Here is an 18,952-nt window from a genome sequence, read left to right on the forward strand (position 1 = left end):
GATGTCATCGGTGTCGTCGAGGGAGATCATCGCTGTTCGGGCACCACCGCGGCGATGCATCGCCGCAACATCATGACTACCTATCGCGTCTGCGAACAGCTCGCGCGGTGCGCGCGGATCGGTCCCAGCTAACTCACAGCCACGGGCTAGGGTGCGCAAATATCGCGATTCCAAGATTGTCTTGTCGGTCCGGATCGGACGGGTCGACGGTCTCGGACGGAGACCCGACAACAGGAGGAACGTGGATGAAGATCAAGTCGAAGCTGGCGAAGGGTGCGATCGCGGGCGGTGTGCTGGTCGGGCTGCTGGGCGTTGGTGCGGGTGTGGCGAGCGCCGATCCGGGACAGGATCAGCGTCCAGGTATCGAGCAGCAACAGCAGGGCCACGATCAGCGGTCGGACCAGCGCCAGGACCAGCAGCGGCATGATCAGCAGCCACAGAGCCACGGCTTCTGGTTCTTCGGCCAGTGGATTCCGCTGCCCTGATCCCGACCCGATGCGATGCGAAAGGCCCTGTGTCCGTTGAACATGGGGCCTTCGCCGGTTTGTCCGCCCACAGCGTAATCCCCGGCCGGATCGGCGGCCGCGGTCGTAGGCTCTGCCTATGACCGAGCTGCACTCGATCCAAGGTGGACGCGAAGACCGACCTCGGCACACCGAGGAACCACTGTGGCGCGAGGTGCTCGGGGAACGGCTGCGCACGTTGCGGCAGGAGCAGCGCGAGACCTTGGTCGAGACCGCCGGTCGCGCGGGTATTTCGCCGCAGTACCTATCCGAGGTGGAGCGCGGCCGCAAGGAACCGTCGAGCGAGATGATCGCGGCGCTGGCCGGTGCGCTCGGCACCACCCTGTTCGGTCTGACCGAGCAGGTGGCCGACGAATTACGGGCTCATCGTCGGCTCACCTTCGCCCGCCAGTCTATGCCGCGCACCAAGGCCCGGCCCACGCTCATGGCACTCGCCGCCTGAGTCAGGGTTGCCCGTCGCCACACTCCGCCGCACCGGCCACTCGCCACGGGCCGTGGGCCGAACTCGCCGCCCAAGCAGCGGCCAACCGGACGCTGGCCCCGCGGCCGCCGAGGTGAGTCGGATGGCGGCTCGAAGTCCAACCACCATTCGACCTGCGCGCGGCGCAAGCCCGCGCGCGGCAGACGCTGATCAGATGGCGCGGGCACCCAGCACGTTGTCGACCAGGCCGTAGTCGACGGCCGCGTGTGCGGTGAAGACGCGGTCGCGGTCGGTGTCGTGACGTAGCCGCTCGGCGGGTTGCCCGGTGTGCCGCGACAGAATCGACTCGATTTCGGCGCGCATCCGCACCAGTTCGTCGGCTTGGAGGATCAGATCGGGAATCGCGCCCTGACCGCGGGCGGCTGGCTGGTGCAGGACCACCCGGGCGTGCGGCAGCAGGGAGCGGCGACCGGGTTCGCCTCCGGCCAGCAGTACCGCACCGACAGCGATGGCTTGGCCCACGCAGGTGGTCGCCACCGGAGCCTTGATGAATTGCATGGTGTCGTAGACCGCGAGCATTGCGGACAGATCGCCGCCCTCGCAATTGATGTACAGGCTGATCTCCTGCTCCGGACTCTCCGACTCCAGGTGCAAGAGTTGCGCGATGAGTGCGTTTGCCACACCGGAATCGATCGGAGTGCCGAGGTAGACAATCCGCTCGGCGAGCAGGTGCGAGTAGATATCGGTGATCCGCTCGCCGCCGCGCGGATGCTGGGCGATCACATTGGGAATGGTGTAAGTCATGCCGAAATTCCGATCCGCTGGCGCTGCGGCACGATCTGCCCGAACGAGCCGACAATGTGGTCGATGAAGCCGTACTCCTTGGCCTGCACCGCGCTGAACCAGCGGTCGTGCAGCGAATCCTCATAAATTCGGTCGTACGGCTGGCCGGTGTCGCCCGCGATAATGCCGAGCACCGTCTCCACGGTGTAGCGCAGGTCATCGGCCTGCACCTCGACGTCGACCGCACTACCGCCGATTCCGGCCGAGCCCTGATGCATCAACACCCTGGCGTGCGGAAGCGCGAACCGCCGCCCAGGTGTACCTGCGGACAACAGGAATTGCCCTGCACTGCAAGCCAATCCGAGCGCCAAGGTGGAGACTTCGCACGGCACCAGCCGCATCACATCGCGAATGGCCAGCATTGCCGGAACCGAACCGCCCGGGGAGTGGATCCACAATGAGATCCCCGCATCGGCATCCTCGGCCGCCAAGGTGAGCAGCTGTGTCATCAGCAGCGTGCCGTTATCGTCGTCGAGCGGACCGTCCAGCACCAGAATCCGCCTGCTGAGCAGCTGCTCCCTGGCGCGCCAACTGAACAACGGTGTCTTGTCATCGTGAGCCATGACTCCACCGTGCCGCGCGCCTACCGGAAAAATCTCGCCACGCTGCCCTCAGCAGATCTGCTCACAGCAGCGTCAGTCGTGCGAATGCGCATGAATGCGCGCCTGCACCTCGGGCCGCCGCAGCGGCGGCACGTTCTTCGGCGGCACCTTCCGCTCAGGCAATTGTTCGAGCAACCGCATGGTCGCGGCGGCGATCTCCTCGACTGCGGCGTCGACCGCAGGGCGCGTAGCTGCGGAGATGCTCGACAATCCGCCGACCTTACGGACGTACTGCAATGCGGCAGCATGCACTTCTTCCGGCGTGGCGGCGGGCTCGAGCCCACGCAGGGCAGTGATATTTCGGCACATAACCTGAGGCTAGCTCGGGTTGGTCTGGGATTTAAGGGGCCGACCGGCGATGAGTTCGGCGGCGAACGACACCGCTACTCCACCTTTCGGATTGCCAGCACACTGCCCTCGGCGTCGGCGGACAGGTAGAGGGTGCCGTCCGGCCCGGCCGCGATCCCGGCGAAGGGACCCTCCGGCCCGAAGAACGGCGGTATCCCTCGCAGTGGTTTCGGGGTGATACCGGGCGGAGCCCCGACGGGCAGACCACGGGCTATGGTTTCCCGGGCGTTGCTGTCGAGATCGACGCTGAGCAGAGTCTTGGCCCCCGCATCGACGAGATAGAGCCGCCCGCCGCGTACCAGGATGCCCTGGGGCTGGTTCAGATCGTCCACCACCGTGTCGACGCCGGAGCCGATGATCGAGACAATCCGTCCGGCACCCGATTCGGCGACGTAGCAGGTGCCGTCCGGACCGAACGCCACGCCGACCGGCTCCCGCAGGCCCGAGGCCAGCACCTCGACCTGGCCGGACCGGACCGAAAGCACTCTGCCCGTGCCGAACTCGGCGGTCGCGACGAGCCCGCCCGGTGCGACGGCCACGCCGTAGAGTTGATCGAAGCCCTGCGCAAGGATTTCGCTGTCGCCACTCGCGGGGCGGTAACGGGCGACCGCGCCATTGGCGGTGGTGACGATGAATTCGCCGCCACCGACGGCACTCACACCGCGCAGGTGTCCCGGAAAGCCCGGCAAAGAGAGCATTCCCAGTATTCGCGGCTCACCTCCCGGGCGCAGGACATAGAAATAGGTCCAGTCGGCGATATAGAGGTTGCCGTCCTCATCGACGGTCAGATCCAGCGGCCAATTCAATCCGCCGGGCAATATCGCTCGAGTCTCACCACCGCCGAGGATCTCGGTGATCTCCCCGGTGAAACTCGAGACGAACAGCCGGTCGCCCACGAAAGTACAGTTGTCGAGTCCGGGCGGGAGGGCGGCCAGGACACTGCGCGCACCGGTGCGGGGATCTATGCGCAATACCTCGCCGGAATACACCTGGGTGGACACGATGAAGCCCTCGGAATCGAACTTCACGGAATCGGGGACGCCGAGGTCACCCGCGACCCGCTCCGGCTCGCCGCCCTCGGGATCGATCCGCCAGATGTCGTTGCTTCCCATGACCGGGTAATACAGCAGGCCGTCGGGTCCGACCTCCATGGCATTGGGCATGGCGAGGTTGTCGAGCAGTACGCGCGGCGCGCCGCCGGACAGATCGAGCTCCATCAGGCGGCCGCCGACACGACACTCGTTCACGAACAGACGCCCCCGGTGCACGGTGATGCCGTTCGCGGCGGGCAGGTCGTCGCGCAATATCCGGGTGCGGCCATCGGTGCCGCGCATGCTCACGCGGCCTTCCATGGGCTCGGTGGCGAAGAGGTCGCCCTGCGGGCCGAAGGCCACATCATCGGGACCGATGACATCGCCGCCCTTGGCGCTGATGGTCTCCAGTAGGCCGGTCTCGACATCGAGGGCGCTGATCTGACTGCCGGTGACCTGCGCCACATAGATGCGGCCGTCCGGACCGGTGCGCAGGCCGTTCGCACCGAACAATCGGCTCGGTGGAGTCAGCCGTTCCAGCCGCCAGCCGTCGGCCAGGCTCGGTGTAGCGGTGCCGGTGTAGCGCGTTTCGTGAAACACGATGGGCCCCAACTACTTCAACATGCTCCCGGCATCGACTGTCATAGGTAGACCGGTCACATATCGGGCTTCGTCCGACGCCAGGAACAGCACCGCATTGCTGATATCCACCGGTTCGACCCAGCCGACCGGGAGCACGTGCATTTGCTGCGCGACCGGGGCGAGATCGTCAGGGCCGGGGTTCTCCAGATCCGGACGGAACAGCCGCAGTGTGCTGTCGTTCATGAACATCGGCGTGTTGACATTGGTCGGGTGCACGGTGTTGACCCGGATGCGGTGCCGTCCCAATTCGACGGCGAAGCTCCGCATCATGCCGACAACCCCGTGTTTGGCGGAGACATAGTGACCGATGTTCTGGTGAGCCTTGAGTCCCGCCACCGAGCTGGTCAGGATGATCGACCCGCCGCGCCCGCCCGACAATAGGTGGGGCACACCGGCTTTCACCGTCTTCCAGACGCCGGACAGGTTGATGTCGATCACGGCGTCCCAGTCCTTCGCATCGGTCTGGTCCAGTGTCGCGCCACCGATGCCGATACCCGCATTGGCCACGATGATGTCCAGCCGGCCCAGCTGCTCCACACCACTGTCCACTACGGCCCGCAGCGAGTCGAAATCCCGGACATCGACCTCGGCCGTGATGATGCGGCGGCCCAGGCCCTTCACCAGATCCGCGGTCTCGGCGAGATCGTCCGGTGTGGACGCCGGAATGCCGCTGCTTCCACCGACCGGTTTGCACACGTCGATCGCAATGATGTCGGCGCCCTCCTGCGCCAACCGCACCGCGTGACTACGGCCCTGACCGCGTGCCGCACCGGTGATGAAGGCGACCTTGCCGTCGACCCGCCCGCTCATGAATAACCTCATTCGTCGCAGATCGAGCACGTCGATGCTCGATACCCATCTGTCAGTCGTTCACTGACCAATTCTCAAGAGTTTCACTCCCGAATGCGAGAGTATCATTCTACTCTAATCGAGAGTGGCATTCTCGAGTTATCACCGCCGCCCTTCTTCGCCACGAAAGGCTGACGAAACATGACCGACCTGGCGTCCGTCGACTACTTCTCCGATCCGGCCATCGCTCAAGACCCGTACGAATACCTGGACTACCTGCGCAGTCGGAACCCCGTATTCCGGGAGCCTCACCACGGGGTCGTGGTCGTCACCGGATACCGAGAGGCCATCGAGGTCTTCCGCAATTCGGATGACTTCTCGGCCTGCCTCTCGGTGAGCGGGCCGTTCCCGCCGCTGCCGTTCCAGCCGGAAGGCGAGGACATCAGTGCCCAGATCGAGGCACATCGGCCGCAGTTCCGGATCTCCGAACACATGGTCACCATGGATCCCCCAGATCACACGCGCACGCGTGCGCTGCTGGCCCGGCTTCTGACGCCCAAGCGGCTGAAGGAGAACGAGGAGTTCATGTGGGATCAGGCCGATCGGCAGTTCGACGAGTTCCTCGCCAACGGTCGCTGCGAATTCCTCGGTCAGTACGCCAAACCGTTCGCCACGCTGGTCATCGCCGACCTCCTCGGCGTACCCGACGGCGACCGCGACGAGTTCCGGGCCCGGCTGGCCGGTCAAACGACTCCGGGCAGTATCGAAGGATCGATGTACCAGGACGCACCGGGCACCAATCCGTTGGAGTGGTTGGACGACACCTTCAGCGCGTATATCAGCGAGCGACGAAAGAAGCCGCGCAACGACATTCTCGGCACCCTGGCGTCGACGCTGTATCCCGATGGGTCCGAACCGTCGGTGATCGAACTCGTGCGACCGGCGACGTTCCTGTTCGCGGCTGGACAGGAGACGGTTACCAAACTGCTCAGCGCAGCGGTGCGGGTCCTCGCCGAGAAGCCCGAGTACCAGCGGATGCTGCGCGAGGACCGCAGCCTGATCGCCGGGTTCATGGAGGAATCACTGCGCATCGAGAGCCCCACCAAGGTCGACTTCCGGCTCGCCCGCACACACACCACCGTTGGCGGTGTGGACGTCCCCGCCGGGACGGTGGTGATGCTGTGCATCGGCGCGGCCAATCGCGATCCCCGCAAGTTCGAGGACCCCGACGAGTTCCAGCTCTACCGCCGTAATGCCCGCGAGCACATCGCGTTCGGCCGCGGCATCCACACCTGCGCGGGTGCACCGCTGGCTCGGGTGGAAGGGCAGGTCACGTTGAACCGGCTACTTGATCGAGTCATCGACATCACCATCGACGAGACCTTCCACGGTCCCGCGGGCGACCGCAGCTACCAGTACGAGCCGACCTTTCTGCTACGCGGACTGCGGGAGCTCCACATCACCTTCTCCGCCTAATGCAGACTTCCCAAAATGAGAGTCACGTTCTACTCTATGCGAGAGTATCGTTCTACTAATTGCGATAGTCGCGTTCTATACGTTATGCGGGAGGTGATCAGTGGACTCCGACGCGTTCACCGGCGTGCGGGTTGTCGAGCTGGCGCAGTGGGTGTTCGTGCCCGTGGCGGGTGCGCTGCTGGCCGACTGGGGCGCGGAGGTCATCCGGGTCGAACGTCCCGACGGCGATCCGTATCGCCAGTTGGCCACGCAGGGCATAGGCAGCGACAGCGCCGGTGTGAATCTCTCTGTGGCCCTGGCCAATCGGGGTAAGCGATCGATCTCCATCGACCTGCACTCCGAGCGCGGCCGCGAACTGCTCGACGAGATACTGGCCACGGCGGACGTCTTCCTCACCAACTTCCGGCCGGGCGCGCTGCGCCGGCTCGGACTGGACTCCGACAGGCTGACGCGGCGCCACCCCCGGCTCGTCTACGCCCGGGGCCACGGCTTCGGCAGCCGAGGCCCCGGCGCGGATAAGGCCGGCTACGACTCCTCGGCGTTCTGGGCCCACGGCGGCGTGGCCCACATGCTGACCCCACCGGAGCGGGACTACCCGATCAGCCAGCGCGGCGCGATGGGCGACCGAAACGGCGCGATGGCCTTGGCTTTCGGCGTCGCAGCGGCACTTTTGCGGCAGCAGCGCACCGGCTCGGGCACGGTCGTCGACGTCTCACTGCTGGCCACTGCCATGTGGATGCTGTCCTCCGATGTGCTCTCCGCGCTGGCCGGAAACCCGCCACAAGCGGTATCCGGCCGCGGCGGTTCGGTCAATCCGCTCGTCGGTGCCTACCGAACCAAGGACGGGCGGCACATTCAACTGGTCTTCCTGGAGTCGGACCGGTATTGGGCGGAATTCTGCCGCCTGATCGGGCGCGACGACCTCGTCGACGATTCCCGCTTCGTGGATCTGGCCGCCCGCGCCACGCACCGCGACGCCTGTGTGGCCGAACTCGAGACGGAATTCGCCAATCGCACCTTCGACGAATGGAAGCAACTGCTGTCGGGACTGGACGCGCCATGGGCGCCCGTGCAGGCCGTGGCGGAACTGCTCGACGACCCGCAGGTGCTGGCCAATGGATACCTCGGCGAGGTCGATATGGACAACGGCCAGTCCTACCCCCTGCCCACCGGACCGGTGCAGTTCGACGAACGACCGCCCACCCTGCGGCGCGCACCCGAACACGGCGAGCACACCGAGCAGTTCCTACTCGAGTTGGGCTACTCGTGGGATGGGATCATCGGGCTCAAGGACGCGGGGGTGATCCCGTGACGGTCGCGCGTCCACTACCGATCCCCGACGCCCTCACCGCCGACTACTGGTCGGCAGCCGGGCGGCACGTCCTCACTCTGGCTCGATGCGGCCGGTGTGACCGGTTCGCGCTGCCGCCCGGGGAAACCTGCCGTCGGTGCGGCACCTCCACACCCGATTTCCGGTACGAGCCGGTGAGCGGGCGCGGCACGGTGCGGTCGTGGACGGTGATCCGAAAAGCGTCGCTGCTCGGCTTCGCCGATCAGGTGCCGTACCTACTCGTCGATGTCGAACTCGTAGAGGCGTGCGGAATCCGCATGATCGGACGGCTGCTGAGCGGTCCGGAAACCGTTGTGCGCGTGGGTGATCCGGTACGGGTCACCTTCGAGGACCTCACCGATGACCTCGCTGTTGCGGCCTTCGAGCTCGCGACGAACGCGGGCAGCACAGCGGTGACCTCGTGACCGGGCGATTCCCCGCGGGCGGCCGGGTCGCCGTGGTCGGATACGCACACAGCGCCGTGCGACGCCGATTCGATCGCCCACTCGGCGCGGTAGCCGTCGACGTCGCACGCACGGCGATCGCCGACGCCGGACTCACACCCGATGCGATCGACGGATTCGTAACCTCCGCCATGTTTCCGACCGCGGGCGCACACGCCGTGAGTGACGGAACCAGCACCGTAACCGCCAACTGGCTGGCCGACCGGATCGGCACCGGCCCGCGGTACGTGGCGAGCTTCCAGGGTGTCGGCCAGATACCGGGTTCGGTGGCGTTGGCGGTCAACGCCATTGCCGCCGGTGCCGCGGATTACGTTGTGCTGCATCGGGCTCTGCACAATCCGGCCGGTGGCTATCACGACAATCCGCTGACTGCCGTCGCCGGGCCGCAGCAGTGGACCGTGCCGCAGGGCTACGGCGGCCCATTGCCGATGATCGCGTTGCCCTACAACGAATACCTGCAAAGGTACGGCGCCGATCCGGACGCGATGGCGGCCGTGGTGGTCGAGGCGCGCAAGAACGGGGCAATCATCCCGTGGTCGTACTGGCATGGACGGCCGCTGAGCACCGACGACTATCTTGCGGCGCCTATGGTCAGCGACCCGGTGCGGCGCCCGGACTGCGATATTCCGGTAGACGGCGTGGCGGCCTTCGTGCTCACCTCCGCCGAGCGCGCCCGCGACCTGCCGCACCGACCGGTGTACATCGCCGGGTACGCGAGCAGCGGCCCGACACCGCCGCGGTTGCCGTCGCACTGGCCGCTCGACGACATCATGGCCGGTGGCGCCGAAACCGCGCGGCGACTATGGGCGACCGCCGGGGTGGGCCCCCGCGAGGTGGACCTGCCGCAGCTGTACGACGGGTTCTCACCCTTCGTCTACTTCTGGCTGGAGGCACTGGGCCTGTGTCCCGTCGGCGAGGCGCACCGCTTCGTCCGCGACGGCGGCATCGACAGCGACTCCCCTACCGGGCTTCCGATTCTCTCCGGCGGCGGCGCCCTCGGCAACGGCCGCATGCATGGCATTCCACAGATGCTCGAGTGCTATCTGCAACTGGCCGGGCGGGCGGGCGCCCGGCAGCGCGCCGCCACGGTCGCCCTCGCCTGCCATTCCTCACCGCACTACGGCGGCGCCGTGGTCTACACCAGCGAGCCGTTATGACCTGCACTGCAAGGGAAATGGAGACCAGAACATGGCGATGATCCTCGCCGAACGGCGATCATATGTCGCCGGCTCCTGGGTGACCGGTGATGACGTTGTCGCCGTGGAGAATCCCGCCGACGAATCACTCGTCACCGAACTCGCCGCCGCTCCGCTGACCGAGATCGGTCGCGCGATCACTCAGGGGCGCCGAAGTTTCGACAGCGGAGTCTGGGCCGATGCACCGGCGACCGAACGCGCCCAGACGCTACATGCCTTTCTCGATCATGTCGAAAAGGCTCGAGAGCAACTAGTGGCGACCATGGTTGCCGAGGCCGGCCAGCCGCTCGCGTTCGCGGAGCAGTCTCAGTTCCTGTCCGGAATGATGCTGGCCCGCAACACAATAGAGTTGTACCTCTCGATGCGGCACGAGCAGGCCGGCCAAGTCCCGGTCGACGAACTCACGCGAGGCCGGGTGGCGTTGAGCGTCCGCCGCCACGAGCCGGTCGGTGTGGTCACCGTGATTACGCCCTATAACGCGGCGTTCGTCCTGGCGTTGCAGAAGATTATGCCCGCCCTGATGGCCGGCAATTCGGTCATCCTGCGGCCGAGTCCACTGACACCGATCTCCTCGCTCATCTTCGGCTCCGCGGCCGAGGCGGCGGGCCTGCCGCCCGGCGTCTTCAGTGTCGTGGTGGAGTCCGGATCGGCCGGTGCTCAGCTGTTGACCAGCCATCCGGCGGTCGACATGGTCTCGTTCACCGGGTCGACCGCTGTCGGTGCCCGAATCGGGGCACAGGCCGCACCGACCATCAAGCGGGTGGCGCTGGAGCTCGGCGGCAAATCGGCACAGATCTATCTCGCCGACGCGGTCACGAAGGCTGCTGCGGGCGCTACCGCGGTGGTCGCCCGGATGGCCGGCCAGGCTTGCGTCGCCGCGACCCGGATGCTGGTACCGCGAGAACACAAAGACGAGGTGCTCGAGGCCGTCTCGCGCGCGTACGCGAATCTGACGGTGGGCGCGCCGACCGACCCGGCCACCGCGATGGGCCCGCTCATCAGCGCCGCGCATCGGGAACGCTGTGAGCGGCTGATCGAACAGGCCGTCGGCGCGGGCGCCATCGTCGGGTACGGCGGCGGACGGCCCAAAGGACTCGACCGCGGCTACTACATCGAACCGACCGTGCTCGATGTGCCGGACAACTCGAATCCCGCCGCGCGGGAAGAGATCTTCGGCCCGGTCCTGGCGGTGCTGGGATACCGCGATCTCGACCACGCCGTCGAAATCGCCAACGATAGCGACTACGGCCTGTCCGGACAGGTCTACAGCACCGATGCCGCCGCCGCGACCGCGATCGCCCGGCGACTGCGCACGGGAGCGGTCAACGTCAACACGGCACTGTTCAGCGCCTACGCACCCAGTGGCGGCTACAAGCACAGCGGCCTCGGCCGCGAACGCGGCCCGGACGGAATCCGGGCATTTCAGGAACTCAAACACCTTGTCATCGGAGAACTCCGATGACCGAAGCCCGACCCGAAGGAGTAATCGTGCCCTCCGACCTGAATCTCGATTGGTTGATCTCGGTCGACGACCACATTCTCGAACCCCCCAACCTGTGGCTGGACCGGGTGCCGCGCGCGGATCGCGAGCGCGCACCCCATATCGAGGTCGACGCCGACGGTATGGACTGCTGGGTATACGACGGCAAACGCTTCCCCAGCTCCGGCCTGAGCGCCGTCGCCGGGAAGTCGAAAGAGGAGTTCAGCCCGAAACCGTTGCCGTACAGCGAGATGCGACCCGGCTGCTACGACGCCAAGGCCCGTATCGAGGATATGGACCGCGCGGGAATCCTTGCTTCCCTGTGCTTTCCGACGGTGACCCGGTTCTGCGGCCAGCTCTTCTCCGAGGCCAGCGATCGTGAGTTCGGCTTTGTCTGCCTACAGGCGTACAACGACTGGATGGTCGAGGACTGGTGCGCCGCCGCACCGGGCCGCTACATCCCGCTGGTGCTCATTCCACTCTGGGATCCGAAACTGGCCGCCCGCGAACTGGAACGCTGCGCCGCCAAGGGGGCGACCACTTTCGCCTTCTCGGAAAACCCCGCGCCACTGGGCCTTCCGACGATTCACGACGCCGGCGGGTACTGGGATCCGGTGATGGCCGCGGCCAACGATTTGGAGATGGTGGTGTCGATGCATGTCGGATCGTCGTCGACCGTGCCCCAGATCGCTCCCGACGCACCGTTTCTCGCGAATCTCGCCTGGGGCGCGACCCGCACCTCGGGAGCCATGCTGTCCTGGCTGTTCAGCGGAATGTTCCAGCGTTACCCGAAACTCAAGATAGCGCTGTCGGAAGGCGAGATCGGCTGGATGCCGTATTTCCTGGAACGCGCCGAGCAAGTGCTCGACAAGCAACGTCACTGGGTGAAGAAGGGCGTGCGGTTCGGCGAACACGCGGCGAGCGGCAACATCGATCTGGATACCCTCGATATCCGCGCCACCTTCCGCGACCACATCTTCGGCTGCTTCATCGAGGACAGCCACGGCATCGCCAGCATCGACGTCCTCGGCGAGGACAACATCATGTGCGAAACCGATTACCCGCATTCGGATTCCACCTGGCCCAACTGCATCCAGAGCGTGAGACACCTCATCGGCCACCTGCCACCGGAAACCCAGTACAAGATTCTGCGCGGCAATGCCGAACGGCTGTACCGCTTCACTCCGGCCGCACCACCGGTGCTGGCGGCAGTCTGATCCGACTGTTGCCCATCCCGGCCGGTCGGCGATCGGCACCGGCCCGACCGGCACCGTGGCCGAACGGTGCCGGTCGGGCCGACACCACCGAGGGCCGACCACGGATGTCGGGCAGGAACCAACCGCGGTTTACGGTCGTCGTATTCGCCCCGACGCGAGAGGACAACTGCTGTGCCTACACAGAAACCCCCTGCCCCCGATTCCCCCGCGGAGGCGCCACTCTGGGCCGACCGGGCGGCGGAACGCTCCCGCTCGGTGCAGCGGTCCAAGGCCCGCAGCCGGGAGCAGACGCAGTCGATCGTCGCGGCCGCACGCCGACTGTTGCAGACCGAGGGCGCCACGCTGACCACGCAGGAACTGTCCAAGGAAGCCGGCATCGCCCTGCAAACCTTCTATCGGCACTTCGCAGGTAAGGATCAGCTGCTCCTGGCTGTGTTCGAGGACGTCGTCAGCGAGCGGGCCGGCGAGGTGGAAGCCGCCGCGCGGGAGCTGCCGGACCCCGTGGCACGTCTGCGCTTTTATCTCTTCGAGATACTGCGCTCGCTGCGCGGCGACGGCGGCGGCATAACCGGGGCGCGCTTCATCACCGCCGAGCATTGGCGGCTGTACCAGCTTTTTCCGGTAGAGATTGCCGAGGCCAACCGGCCCTTCGTCGATCTCGTGGAGCAGGAACTGCGAGCCGCCGCGGCCGCCGGTTTGCTCCGCCCCGCCGATCCATCCACCGATGCCTGGCTGGCGCTGCAACTGGTCACGGCCGTCTTCCACCACTACGCGTTCGCACCCGCACCCACCAGCGTCGACGACGTCGCAGAACAGGTGTGGGCATTCTGCCTGACCGCCTTCGGCGGTCCCCCCATCGAAAGGTAACCGGACCGCAATGGAGCATGGGCCCCTGTTTTCCAAAGGCCGCGATCTCGACGCTACGGTCGCCGCGCTGCGCCCCTGGCTGGCCGATCGACTCGGCGTCGCCACGGTCGAGATCGATCGGCCCGATTACCCTCGCGGCGCGGGCTTTTCGAATGAGACCATCCTGGTCACGGCTCGCACCGGGCAGTGCGTCGAAGAGCTTGTCGTGCGCATCGCACCGGCTCCGGAACATCAGGTGTTCTTCGAACCGAAATTCCATATCCAGTACGACATACTTACAGCTCTGGACGGGCACCCCGAAGTGCGGGTGCCGCGGGCCCTCTGGTTCGAGAACGACCCCGCGGTTCTCGGACGCCCTTTCTATGTCATGCGGCGCATGCACGGTCGCGTGCCGGTCAGCATGCCGCCGTACAACTCCTCCGGCTGGCTCGCCGAGGCGACTCCCACGCAGCGAAGAACGTTGTGGGACAGCGCGATGCGCCAGCTGACCGCGATTCACCGGCTGCCCGTGACGACCGTATCGTTCTTCGACCGGCCCGAGCACGGCGCGGCCGGTGACACACAGCACCTGTCGTATTGGCGCAGCTATGCGCACTGGGCGTTCGGCGAGGACATTCCCGATGTCGTGCAGGCGCTGCTGGATTGGCTGGGCGAGCACCGGCCGCCGCTGACCCGGCCCGGAGTGTCGTGGGGCGACGCACGCATTGGGAATATGATGTTCGACAACGACTTCCACGTCGTCGGGGTAATGGATTGGGAGCAGGCGTCGCTGGCCGGCCCGGTGGCCGACCTGGCTTGGTGGCTGCTGTTCGACGAGTCGCTGTCGGTCGGTCAGGGGGTACCGCGGCTCGACGGACTCGGCACCCGCGCGGAGACCATCGCGCTGTGGCAGGAGCAGACCGGCCATTCGATCGACCAGTTGCACTGGCACGAGGTATTCGCTCGAGTCAAGGCCGGACTGCTCAGCCTGCGCAGCCGGCGCACCATGCGACTACCGACCGATGCGGGCGCCCGCCACTTCGGCTATCTGCACCAGGCGTGCGACCTCGCGGGAATCACTGTGGCGCAGGACGTTCGATGAGTACGGCGAATAATTCGGCACCGGCCGACGAAGCGGTGGTGCTGTCGCCCGACTGGCTCACCCCAACGCTGGGCCGACGCTATCCGAATGCCGTCGCGACGGGCACCCATATCGTCGAGCGACTCGAGACCGTGGCTACCAAACTGCGGTTCCGCGTCGACTACGCACAGCAGACCGACGCCCCCGCCGCCTTGTGCGCCAAGGGCTATTTCAACCCGGCGCGCCGACGTACAACTCGCGCCGAGGGCGATTTCTATCGCCTTGTCGCACAGGATCTTCCGGTCCGCACGCCGCCGTGCGTGCATGCCGCGGTCGACGACGACACCGGACATGCCCTGATTCTCATGCACGATCTGGTCGCCGCCGGGGCCCGGTTCCTTGATCCGACCACGACCTACAGCGCCGAGCGAGCCGCCGCGACACTCGAGCAGCTCGCCGCGCTGCACGCGGCCAGCTGGGACGGGAAACGCCCTGAGCTGTCTGTGCTCTTTCCCCCTCGCCTCGTTCGATTGTCGGGTCATCTGAGCGCCGAGCAGCTCCAGGGACTGCTCGATGACGGGCGGGCGCAAGGGATTTCGCAGGACGTCCGCCGCGCCGACCGCCTCATTGCGGCGATGGCGGCCATGGACCGGCTGCGCGCGGCGGAGCCGGTGTGTCTGGTGCACGGCGACCTGCATACCGGCAATATTTACGAGCTGCCCGACGGCCGACCGGGTCTCATCGACTGGCAGGTGGTCCAGCACGGGGTGTGGGCCCTCGACGTCGCCTATCACCTGGCGACGGTGCTGGACCCGGACGAGCTCGCCCGCCATGAGCGTGCGCTGCTCGACCACTATCTCGACCGGCTGGCCAACCACGGCGTCACGCCGCCGGATCGGAACCGGGCCTGGTCGCTGTATCGAGCGTATCTGCCGTACGGCTTGTTCATGTGGGCGATCACCCGTGCGGTCGACCGGCCGGTTATCGAACATCTCACCGTACGGCTGGGCCAGGCGGTCGAACGGCACCGCAGCCTCGACCTGCTCGCCGTATAAGCCCGTCGAGACCCCACTCCTGCAACATTATCCGACCTCATTCTGGTGGGTGCCGCCATCCGGCGGCACCCACTAGACGCATATCGACTACACCGCAGAGTCCGCGCCACCGGTGGCGGGCTTGCGGCCGTGCCGCATGAGTACCGCGATGACCAGGGCGATCACGGTGGTCACGAGGACAACCCAGAAGCTCTGGGTATAGCCGCTGTCGGCGAACACGTGCGGTATCGCCCGCGTCGACGACTCACCCGCGACATCGATATGCGCGACGACCGGACTGTTGTTCAGCAGCGCGGTGGCGATCGCCATGGCGACTCCGCTGCCCAGCGCCAAGGTGACCCCGAGCATGCCGGCGCTGATGCCCTGCTGCTCCGGCGGGACGGCCTCCACGATGAGATTGGGCAAGGCTGCCCAGAGAAACCCGAAGGCGACCCCCGCCACCGAATACAGCGCCAGGTAGGTCACCCAGTTGTAGTCCGCGACAACGAATCCCAGGCCGGACACGGCCAGCAGGCCTAAGGCGATGATCGCGGGGATACGGGCACCCACCCGCCGGGTCAGCAACCCGGCGAACGGACCGACGATCATACCGATCAGGCTGGCCCAGATGCCGATGTGCAGCGCGTACTCCAACAGGCTGAAGCCGTTCCCGTAGCTGTAGCCCGGATCGAAGGTGACCTCGACCGCCGCGGCGGGCAGATTCGCGCCCTTCGCCTGTGCCTGGTCGACTACACCGTCAACCACGTTCTGGCGCAGTCCATCCTGATTCGGGGATTGAGTCATGTACCCGAGGGCCATCGGCTGCACGGCGGTGATGCCGATGCTGAAGATCGCCACCAGCAATACGAGGCCGAGCTTCGGATCGAGAAGCAGCTTCATATCGATAATCGGCCGCCGGACGCGTGATTCGACAATGAAGAACAGCATCAGCAAAGCCAGGCCGGCGATCAGCCAGGCCAGCCCGCTCGGCGTGCCCCAGCCCCAATCCTGGCCGTTGTCCAGGTAGAGCAGGGTGAGCACCGCGCCGCCGGACAACAGCACCACGCCGTAGGGGTCGACCCGGTCCGGCACTCGAACCGGGGATTCCGGAACCACGGTCAGCAGCAGCGGCGTCAGCACGAGAACGAACGCCGCCATGAACCAGAACAGTGCCCGCCAGCCGAAGCTGTCGACGAGTACGCCGCCCACCAATGGACCCACGACGCCGGTGAACCCGACACCGGTACCGATCAGGGCGAGACCGATCGGAACATACTTGCGCGGCAAGAGGTCTCGGACCAGCCCGAAGGCAATGACCTGGGTGGCCAGCGCGAACGCCGAGAGCCCCCGCCCGACCAGGAAGACGGTCCAGTTGCTGGTGAGCGCACAGATCACACTGCCGAGGAGGAACAGGGTCCCGCACAGCAGCATGATCTTCTTCTTGCCCCAGATATCACTGGCCTTGCCCAGCAACGGGTTCGCGGCGACGCCGACCAGCCCGAGAATAATGAGCGCCCAGGTGATATTGCCGCCGACGGTGTCGAAGGTCGTGGTCATCGGCTGCAATGCCGCGACCACCATCGTGTACTGCAATGGACCGACCTCGGTGTACAGGACGACGACGGCCAGGACGACACCGATGCGCAGCCGGGACGCGCCGTCCATCCGGCCGGTTTCCGGTCTGCCGGTCTCGCCCGACGCGGGAGTGGATTCGATGGTGGACATGAGAACTCCAGGAGATGAGTGACTGAGGACACGGGCTGAATCGGCGAATTCACAGGTCCCGCAGGCGCTGGCGAACGAGGTACTTGCGCACCTTGCCGCTGGCGGTGCGGGGAAAGTCGGCGACGATGAGGATCTGCTCCGGCCATTTCTGTTTGGCGAGTCCCGCATCGGCGAAGTGAGCGCGCAGGTCCTCGAGAGTCGGCGCGACCGCGCCGGAATGCAGCCGGAGCACGGCGGCGACGTGTTCGCCCAGGCGATCGTCGGGGGCGGCCACGGCGGCGGCCTCGGCGACGCCGGGCATGGTGATGAGGATGTCCTCGACCTCGAGGGCGCTGATGTTCTCGCCACCGCGAATGATCAGGTCGGTGGTGCGGTCGGTAATGGTGAGGTAGCCGTCGGCGTCGAGCGTGCCGACATCGCCGGTGTGGAACCAGCCGTCGGCGTCGAACTTGGCCGAGGTAAGGGCGTCGTCGGTGTAGCCCAAGCACAGATCCGGTCCGCGACTGAGGATTTCACCGTCGTCGGCGAGACGTATCTCCACGCCCGGCTCAGGGTCACCATCGGTGTACAGCCGCTTGCTCTGCGGGACGAAGTACTCGGACGCGGTGATGGACGGGTGCTCGGTACTGCCGTAGGACCGCGCGACCTTGATATCGAGCGCGGAGAGCCGCTCGGCGACGGCGGCCGGCACGGGCGCCCCACCCAGACCGGCGTACTTCAGCAGCCGCAGGTGCGCGGGGGTGAACTTCTCGTGGTCGAGCAGGCTGGTCAAGTAGTAGGGGACGCCGCCGGTGACGCTGATGCCGCGGGTCGTCATCAGGTCGAGGATCAGATCGGGATTCCACACGTCGACAAGATCGACCGGCTTACCGTCCAGAACCGGAACGAGAAACGCATTGAGCATGCCGATGAAGTGACCGACCGGAGCGGCGGTCACCTGCGGGTAGAAGTCGTCCGGGCGACGCGCAGCGAGCTGGCGGGCTTCGCACCCGAGGGTGCGGTGGCTGTGCACGACACCCTTGGGCGCGCTGGTGGTGCCGGAGGTGAACGCGATCAACGCCGGACCTGCCGGGTCCACCTCCGCGACCCCCACGAACGGCGCGTCGGCGAGCAGAGTGCCGAAATCGGTGCCGGGACAATCGCCGTCCACCACACCGACAATGGGAACGTCCGCGGCCACCGCGGGGTCGTAGTCGAGCTTGCCGAACCGCTGGGCCGTGATGAACACCCGCGGCCGCACCTGGTCGAGGATGTATCCGACCTCCTTACGACCGTAGATGTGCACGATGGGAACCACCACCGCCCCGAGAAACTCCGCCGCCCAGAATGCGGCGGCGGCCTCCATCCAGTTGGGCAGCTGGAAAACCACCACATCGCCGGACCCGACCCCCCGGGCGCGCAGCCCGGCCGCCAACCGCCGGGCGACCGATTCGACCTCGCCGAAGGTTCCCGACCACGGCCGAACCTCCGAATACACCTCGAATCGGGCGTCCGGTGCGGCGGTGAGTCCGCCGGCCAGAAGTTCCCCGATGCTGTGGCGGGTCCACCATCCCGCACGTTCGTATCGTTCGACCAGATCGGGAGGGACTGTGCGCATAGTTGAAGCTCCAATTGCCCGTGACGTGGAACCGGCGGATTCACTCCGCCGCACCGTCGGGAGATGCAGGATCGCCGGGCCCGACCCGACGGCGAGAGTCCGACTCTACTTCAGAGTAGAACGTAATTCTCGTTTCTGAATGTCAAATTGGCAGATTGTCAGAGTTCCATTCGCGTCACGGTCATGCGGATGCGGGATTCGGAGGCCGCGTCCGCTCGCGGCGAATCCGCCCGGACCGAAGCACGCCGGGCGATCCTGGTACCCCAGCATCAGAAATCCGACCGCTGCAGCCCAGAGGAGACGGCG

Annotated in this window: 18 protein-coding genes; 11 read left to right on the plus strand and 7 right to left on the minus strand. The window is 66.3% G+C overall.

Translation table 11 applies throughout. The annotated features are described in order from the left end of the window. The first annotated feature begins 245 nt into the window (after positions 1-245). Together AB0J47_RS24780 and AB0J47_RS24785 are read left to right on the plus strand one after the other, a co-directional pair. Positions 246-485, plus strand: a complete 240-nt coding sequence (locus AB0J47_RS24780; RefSeq protein WP_364350358.1) for a hypothetical protein — start codon at positions 246-248, stop codon at positions 483-485. A 118-nt stretch (positions 486-603) separates the two neighbouring features. Then, the gene (locus tag AB0J47_RS24785; RefSeq protein ID WP_364350361.1) at positions 604-966 is read left to right on the plus strand and encodes a helix-turn-helix transcriptional regulator; all 363 of its coding nucleotides are present in this window, start codon (positions 604-606) and stop codon (positions 964-966) included. A 189-nt stretch (positions 967-1,155) separates the two neighbouring features. Here the strand turns inward: AB0J47_RS24785 and AB0J47_RS24790 are convergent, their stop codons facing one another. The 5 genes from AB0J47_RS24790 to AB0J47_RS24810 form a co-directional block, all read right to left on the minus strand. Continuing rightward, positions 1,156-1,749, minus strand: a complete 594-nt coding sequence (locus AB0J47_RS24790) for an ATP-dependent Clp protease proteolytic subunit (RefSeq protein WP_364350364.1) — start codon at positions 1,747-1,749, stop codon at positions 1,156-1,158. Next, complete coding sequence (locus AB0J47_RS24795; RefSeq protein ID WP_364350367.1) at positions 1,746-2,351, minus strand: ATP-dependent Clp protease proteolytic subunit; 606 nt, start codon at positions 2,349-2,351, stop codon at positions 1,746-1,748. The genes AB0J47_RS24790 and AB0J47_RS24795 overlap by 4 nt, the downstream gene beginning before the upstream one ends. A 72-nt stretch (positions 2,352-2,423) precedes the next feature. Continuing rightward, complete coding sequence (locus AB0J47_RS24800) at positions 2,424-2,699, minus strand: DUF2277 domain-containing protein (RefSeq protein ID WP_364350370.1); 276 nt, start codon at positions 2,697-2,699, stop codon at positions 2,424-2,426. Between the two features lie 74 nt (positions 2,700-2,773). Next, entirely contained in the window at positions 2,774-4,369 is a 1,596-nt protein-coding gene (locus tag AB0J47_RS24805; RefSeq protein WP_364350373.1) for an SMP-30/gluconolactonase/LRE family protein, read from the minus strand. Positions 4,370-4,381: 12 nt separating this feature from the next. Then, a complete protein-coding gene (locus AB0J47_RS24810) occupies positions 4,382-5,221 on the minus strand; it encodes a mycofactocin-coupled SDR family oxidoreductase (RefSeq protein ID WP_364350376.1) in 840 nt (279 codons plus the stop codon). A 180-nt stretch (positions 5,222-5,401) separates the two neighbouring features. Between AB0J47_RS24810 and AB0J47_RS24815 the strand changes: the two genes are divergently transcribed. From AB0J47_RS24815 to AB0J47_RS24855, 9 genes are all read left to right on the plus strand, one after another. After that, a complete protein-coding gene (locus AB0J47_RS24815; protein WP_364350379.1) occupies positions 5,402-6,676 on the plus strand; it encodes a cytochrome P450 in 1,275 nt (424 codons plus the stop codon). 100 nt (positions 6,677-6,776) lie between these two features. After that, positions 6,777-7,988, plus strand: coding sequence for a CoA transferase (locus AB0J47_RS24820; RefSeq protein ID WP_364350382.1), 1,212 nt, complete (start codon positions 6,777-6,779; stop codon positions 7,986-7,988). Then, on the plus strand, positions 7,985-8,431 hold the full coding sequence (locus AB0J47_RS24825) for an OB-fold domain-containing protein (RefSeq protein ID WP_364350385.1): 447 nt from the start codon (positions 7,985-7,987) through the stop codon (positions 8,429-8,431). The genes AB0J47_RS24820 and AB0J47_RS24825 overlap by 4 nt, the downstream gene beginning before the upstream one ends. After that, a complete protein-coding gene (locus AB0J47_RS24830) occupies positions 8,428-9,627 on the plus strand; it encodes a thiolase family protein (protein ID WP_364350388.1) in 1,200 nt (399 codons plus the stop codon). The genes AB0J47_RS24825 and AB0J47_RS24830 overlap by 4 nt, the downstream gene beginning before the upstream one ends. Positions 9,628-9,658: 31 nt before the next feature. Beyond that, the gene (locus AB0J47_RS24835) at positions 9,659-11,128 is read left to right on the plus strand and encodes an aldehyde dehydrogenase family protein (protein ID WP_364350391.1); all 1,470 of its coding nucleotides are present in this window, start codon (positions 9,659-9,661) and stop codon (positions 11,126-11,128) included. Next, the gene (locus tag AB0J47_RS24840; RefSeq protein ID WP_364350394.1) at positions 11,125-12,363 is read left to right on the plus strand and encodes an amidohydrolase family protein; all 1,239 of its coding nucleotides are present in this window, start codon (positions 11,125-11,127) and stop codon (positions 12,361-12,363) included. Before AB0J47_RS24835 ends, AB0J47_RS24840 begins: the two co-directional genes overlap by 4 nt. A gap of 255 nt (positions 12,364-12,618) precedes the next feature. Further along, a complete protein-coding gene (locus tag AB0J47_RS24845; RefSeq protein ID WP_364350397.1) occupies positions 12,619-13,230 on the plus strand; it encodes a TetR/AcrR family transcriptional regulator in 612 nt (203 codons plus the stop codon). A gap of 10 nt (positions 13,231-13,240) precedes the next feature. Further along, on the plus strand, positions 13,241-14,311 hold the full coding sequence (locus tag AB0J47_RS24850) for a phosphotransferase family protein (RefSeq protein WP_364350400.1): 1,071 nt from the start codon (positions 13,241-13,243) through the stop codon (positions 14,309-14,311). Continuing rightward, the gene (locus tag AB0J47_RS24855; protein WP_364350403.1) at positions 14,308-15,345 is read left to right on the plus strand and encodes a phosphotransferase; all 1,038 of its coding nucleotides are present in this window, start codon (positions 14,308-14,310) and stop codon (positions 15,343-15,345) included. The genes AB0J47_RS24850 and AB0J47_RS24855 overlap by 4 nt, the downstream gene beginning before the upstream one ends. 87 nt (positions 15,346-15,432) lie before the next feature. On the opposite strand, the gene AB0J47_RS24860 is transcribed toward AB0J47_RS24855, so the two are convergent. Then, positions 15,433-17,049 (minus strand): MFS transporter, encoded by a 1,617-nt coding sequence (locus AB0J47_RS24860; protein ID WP_364350406.1) that lies wholly within the window; start codon positions 17,047-17,049, stop codon positions 15,433-15,435. 49 nt (positions 17,050-17,098) lie between these two features. Beyond that, the gene (locus AB0J47_RS24865) at positions 17,099-18,646 is read right to left on the minus strand and encodes an AMP-binding protein (protein ID WP_364350409.1); all 1,548 of its coding nucleotides are present in this window, start codon (positions 18,644-18,646) and stop codon (positions 17,099-17,101) included. Positions 18,647-18,952 lie beyond the last annotated feature (306 nt).

The organism is Nocardia sp. NPDC049737, assembly GCF_040674755.1.
In the GTDB taxonomy this organism is placed as follows: Bacteria; Actinomycetota; Actinomycetes; order Mycobacteriales; family Mycobacteriaceae; genus Nocardia.

Bases quoted from the DNA above. Each gene is read 5' to 3' on its own strand.
- AB0J47_RS24835 (WP_364350391.1), top strand. From the start codon at position 9,659: ATGGCGATGATCCTCGCCGAACGGCGATCATATGTCGCCGGCTCCTGG.
- AB0J47_RS24780 (WP_364350358.1), top strand. From the start codon at position 246: ATGAAGATCAAGTCGAAGCTGGCGAAGGGTGCGATCGCGGGCGGTGTG.
- AB0J47_RS24795 (WP_364350367.1), bottom strand. From the start codon at position 2,351: ATGGCTCACGATGACAAGACACCGTTGTTCAGTTGGCGCGCCAGGGAG.
- AB0J47_RS24860 (WP_364350406.1), bottom strand. From the start codon at position 17,049: ATGTCCACCATCGAATCCACTCCCGCGTCGGGCGAGACCGGCAGACCG.
- AB0J47_RS24810 (WP_364350376.1), bottom strand. From the start codon at position 5,221: ATGAGCGGGCGGGTCGACGGCAAGGTCGCCTTCATCACCGGTGCGGCA.
- AB0J47_RS24855 (WP_364350403.1), top strand. From the start codon at position 14,308: ATGAGTACGGCGAATAATTCGGCACCGGCCGACGAAGCGGTGGTGCTG.
- AB0J47_RS24800 (WP_364350370.1), bottom strand. From the start codon at position 2,699: ATGTGCCGAAATATCACTGCCCTGCGTGGGCTCGAGCCCGCCGCCACG.
- AB0J47_RS24850 (WP_364350400.1), top strand. From the start codon at position 13,241: ATGGAGCATGGGCCCCTGTTTTCCAAAGGCCGCGATCTCGACGCTACG.
- AB0J47_RS24865 (WP_364350409.1), bottom strand. From the start codon at position 18,646: ATGCGCACAGTCCCTCCCGATCTGGTCGAACGATACGAACGTGCGGGA.
- AB0J47_RS24815 (WP_364350379.1), top strand. From the start codon at position 5,402: ATGACCGACCTGGCGTCCGTCGACTACTTCTCCGATCCGGCCATCGCT.
- AB0J47_RS24840 (WP_364350394.1), top strand. From the start codon at position 11,125: ATGACCGAAGCCCGACCCGAAGGAGTAATCGTGCCCTCCGACCTGAAT.
- AB0J47_RS24785 (WP_364350361.1), top strand. From the start codon at position 604: ATGACCGAGCTGCACTCGATCCAAGGTGGACGCGAAGACCGACCTCGG.
- AB0J47_RS24790 (WP_364350364.1), bottom strand. From the start codon at position 1,749: ATGACTTACACCATTCCCAATGTGATCGCCCAGCATCCGCGCGGCGGC.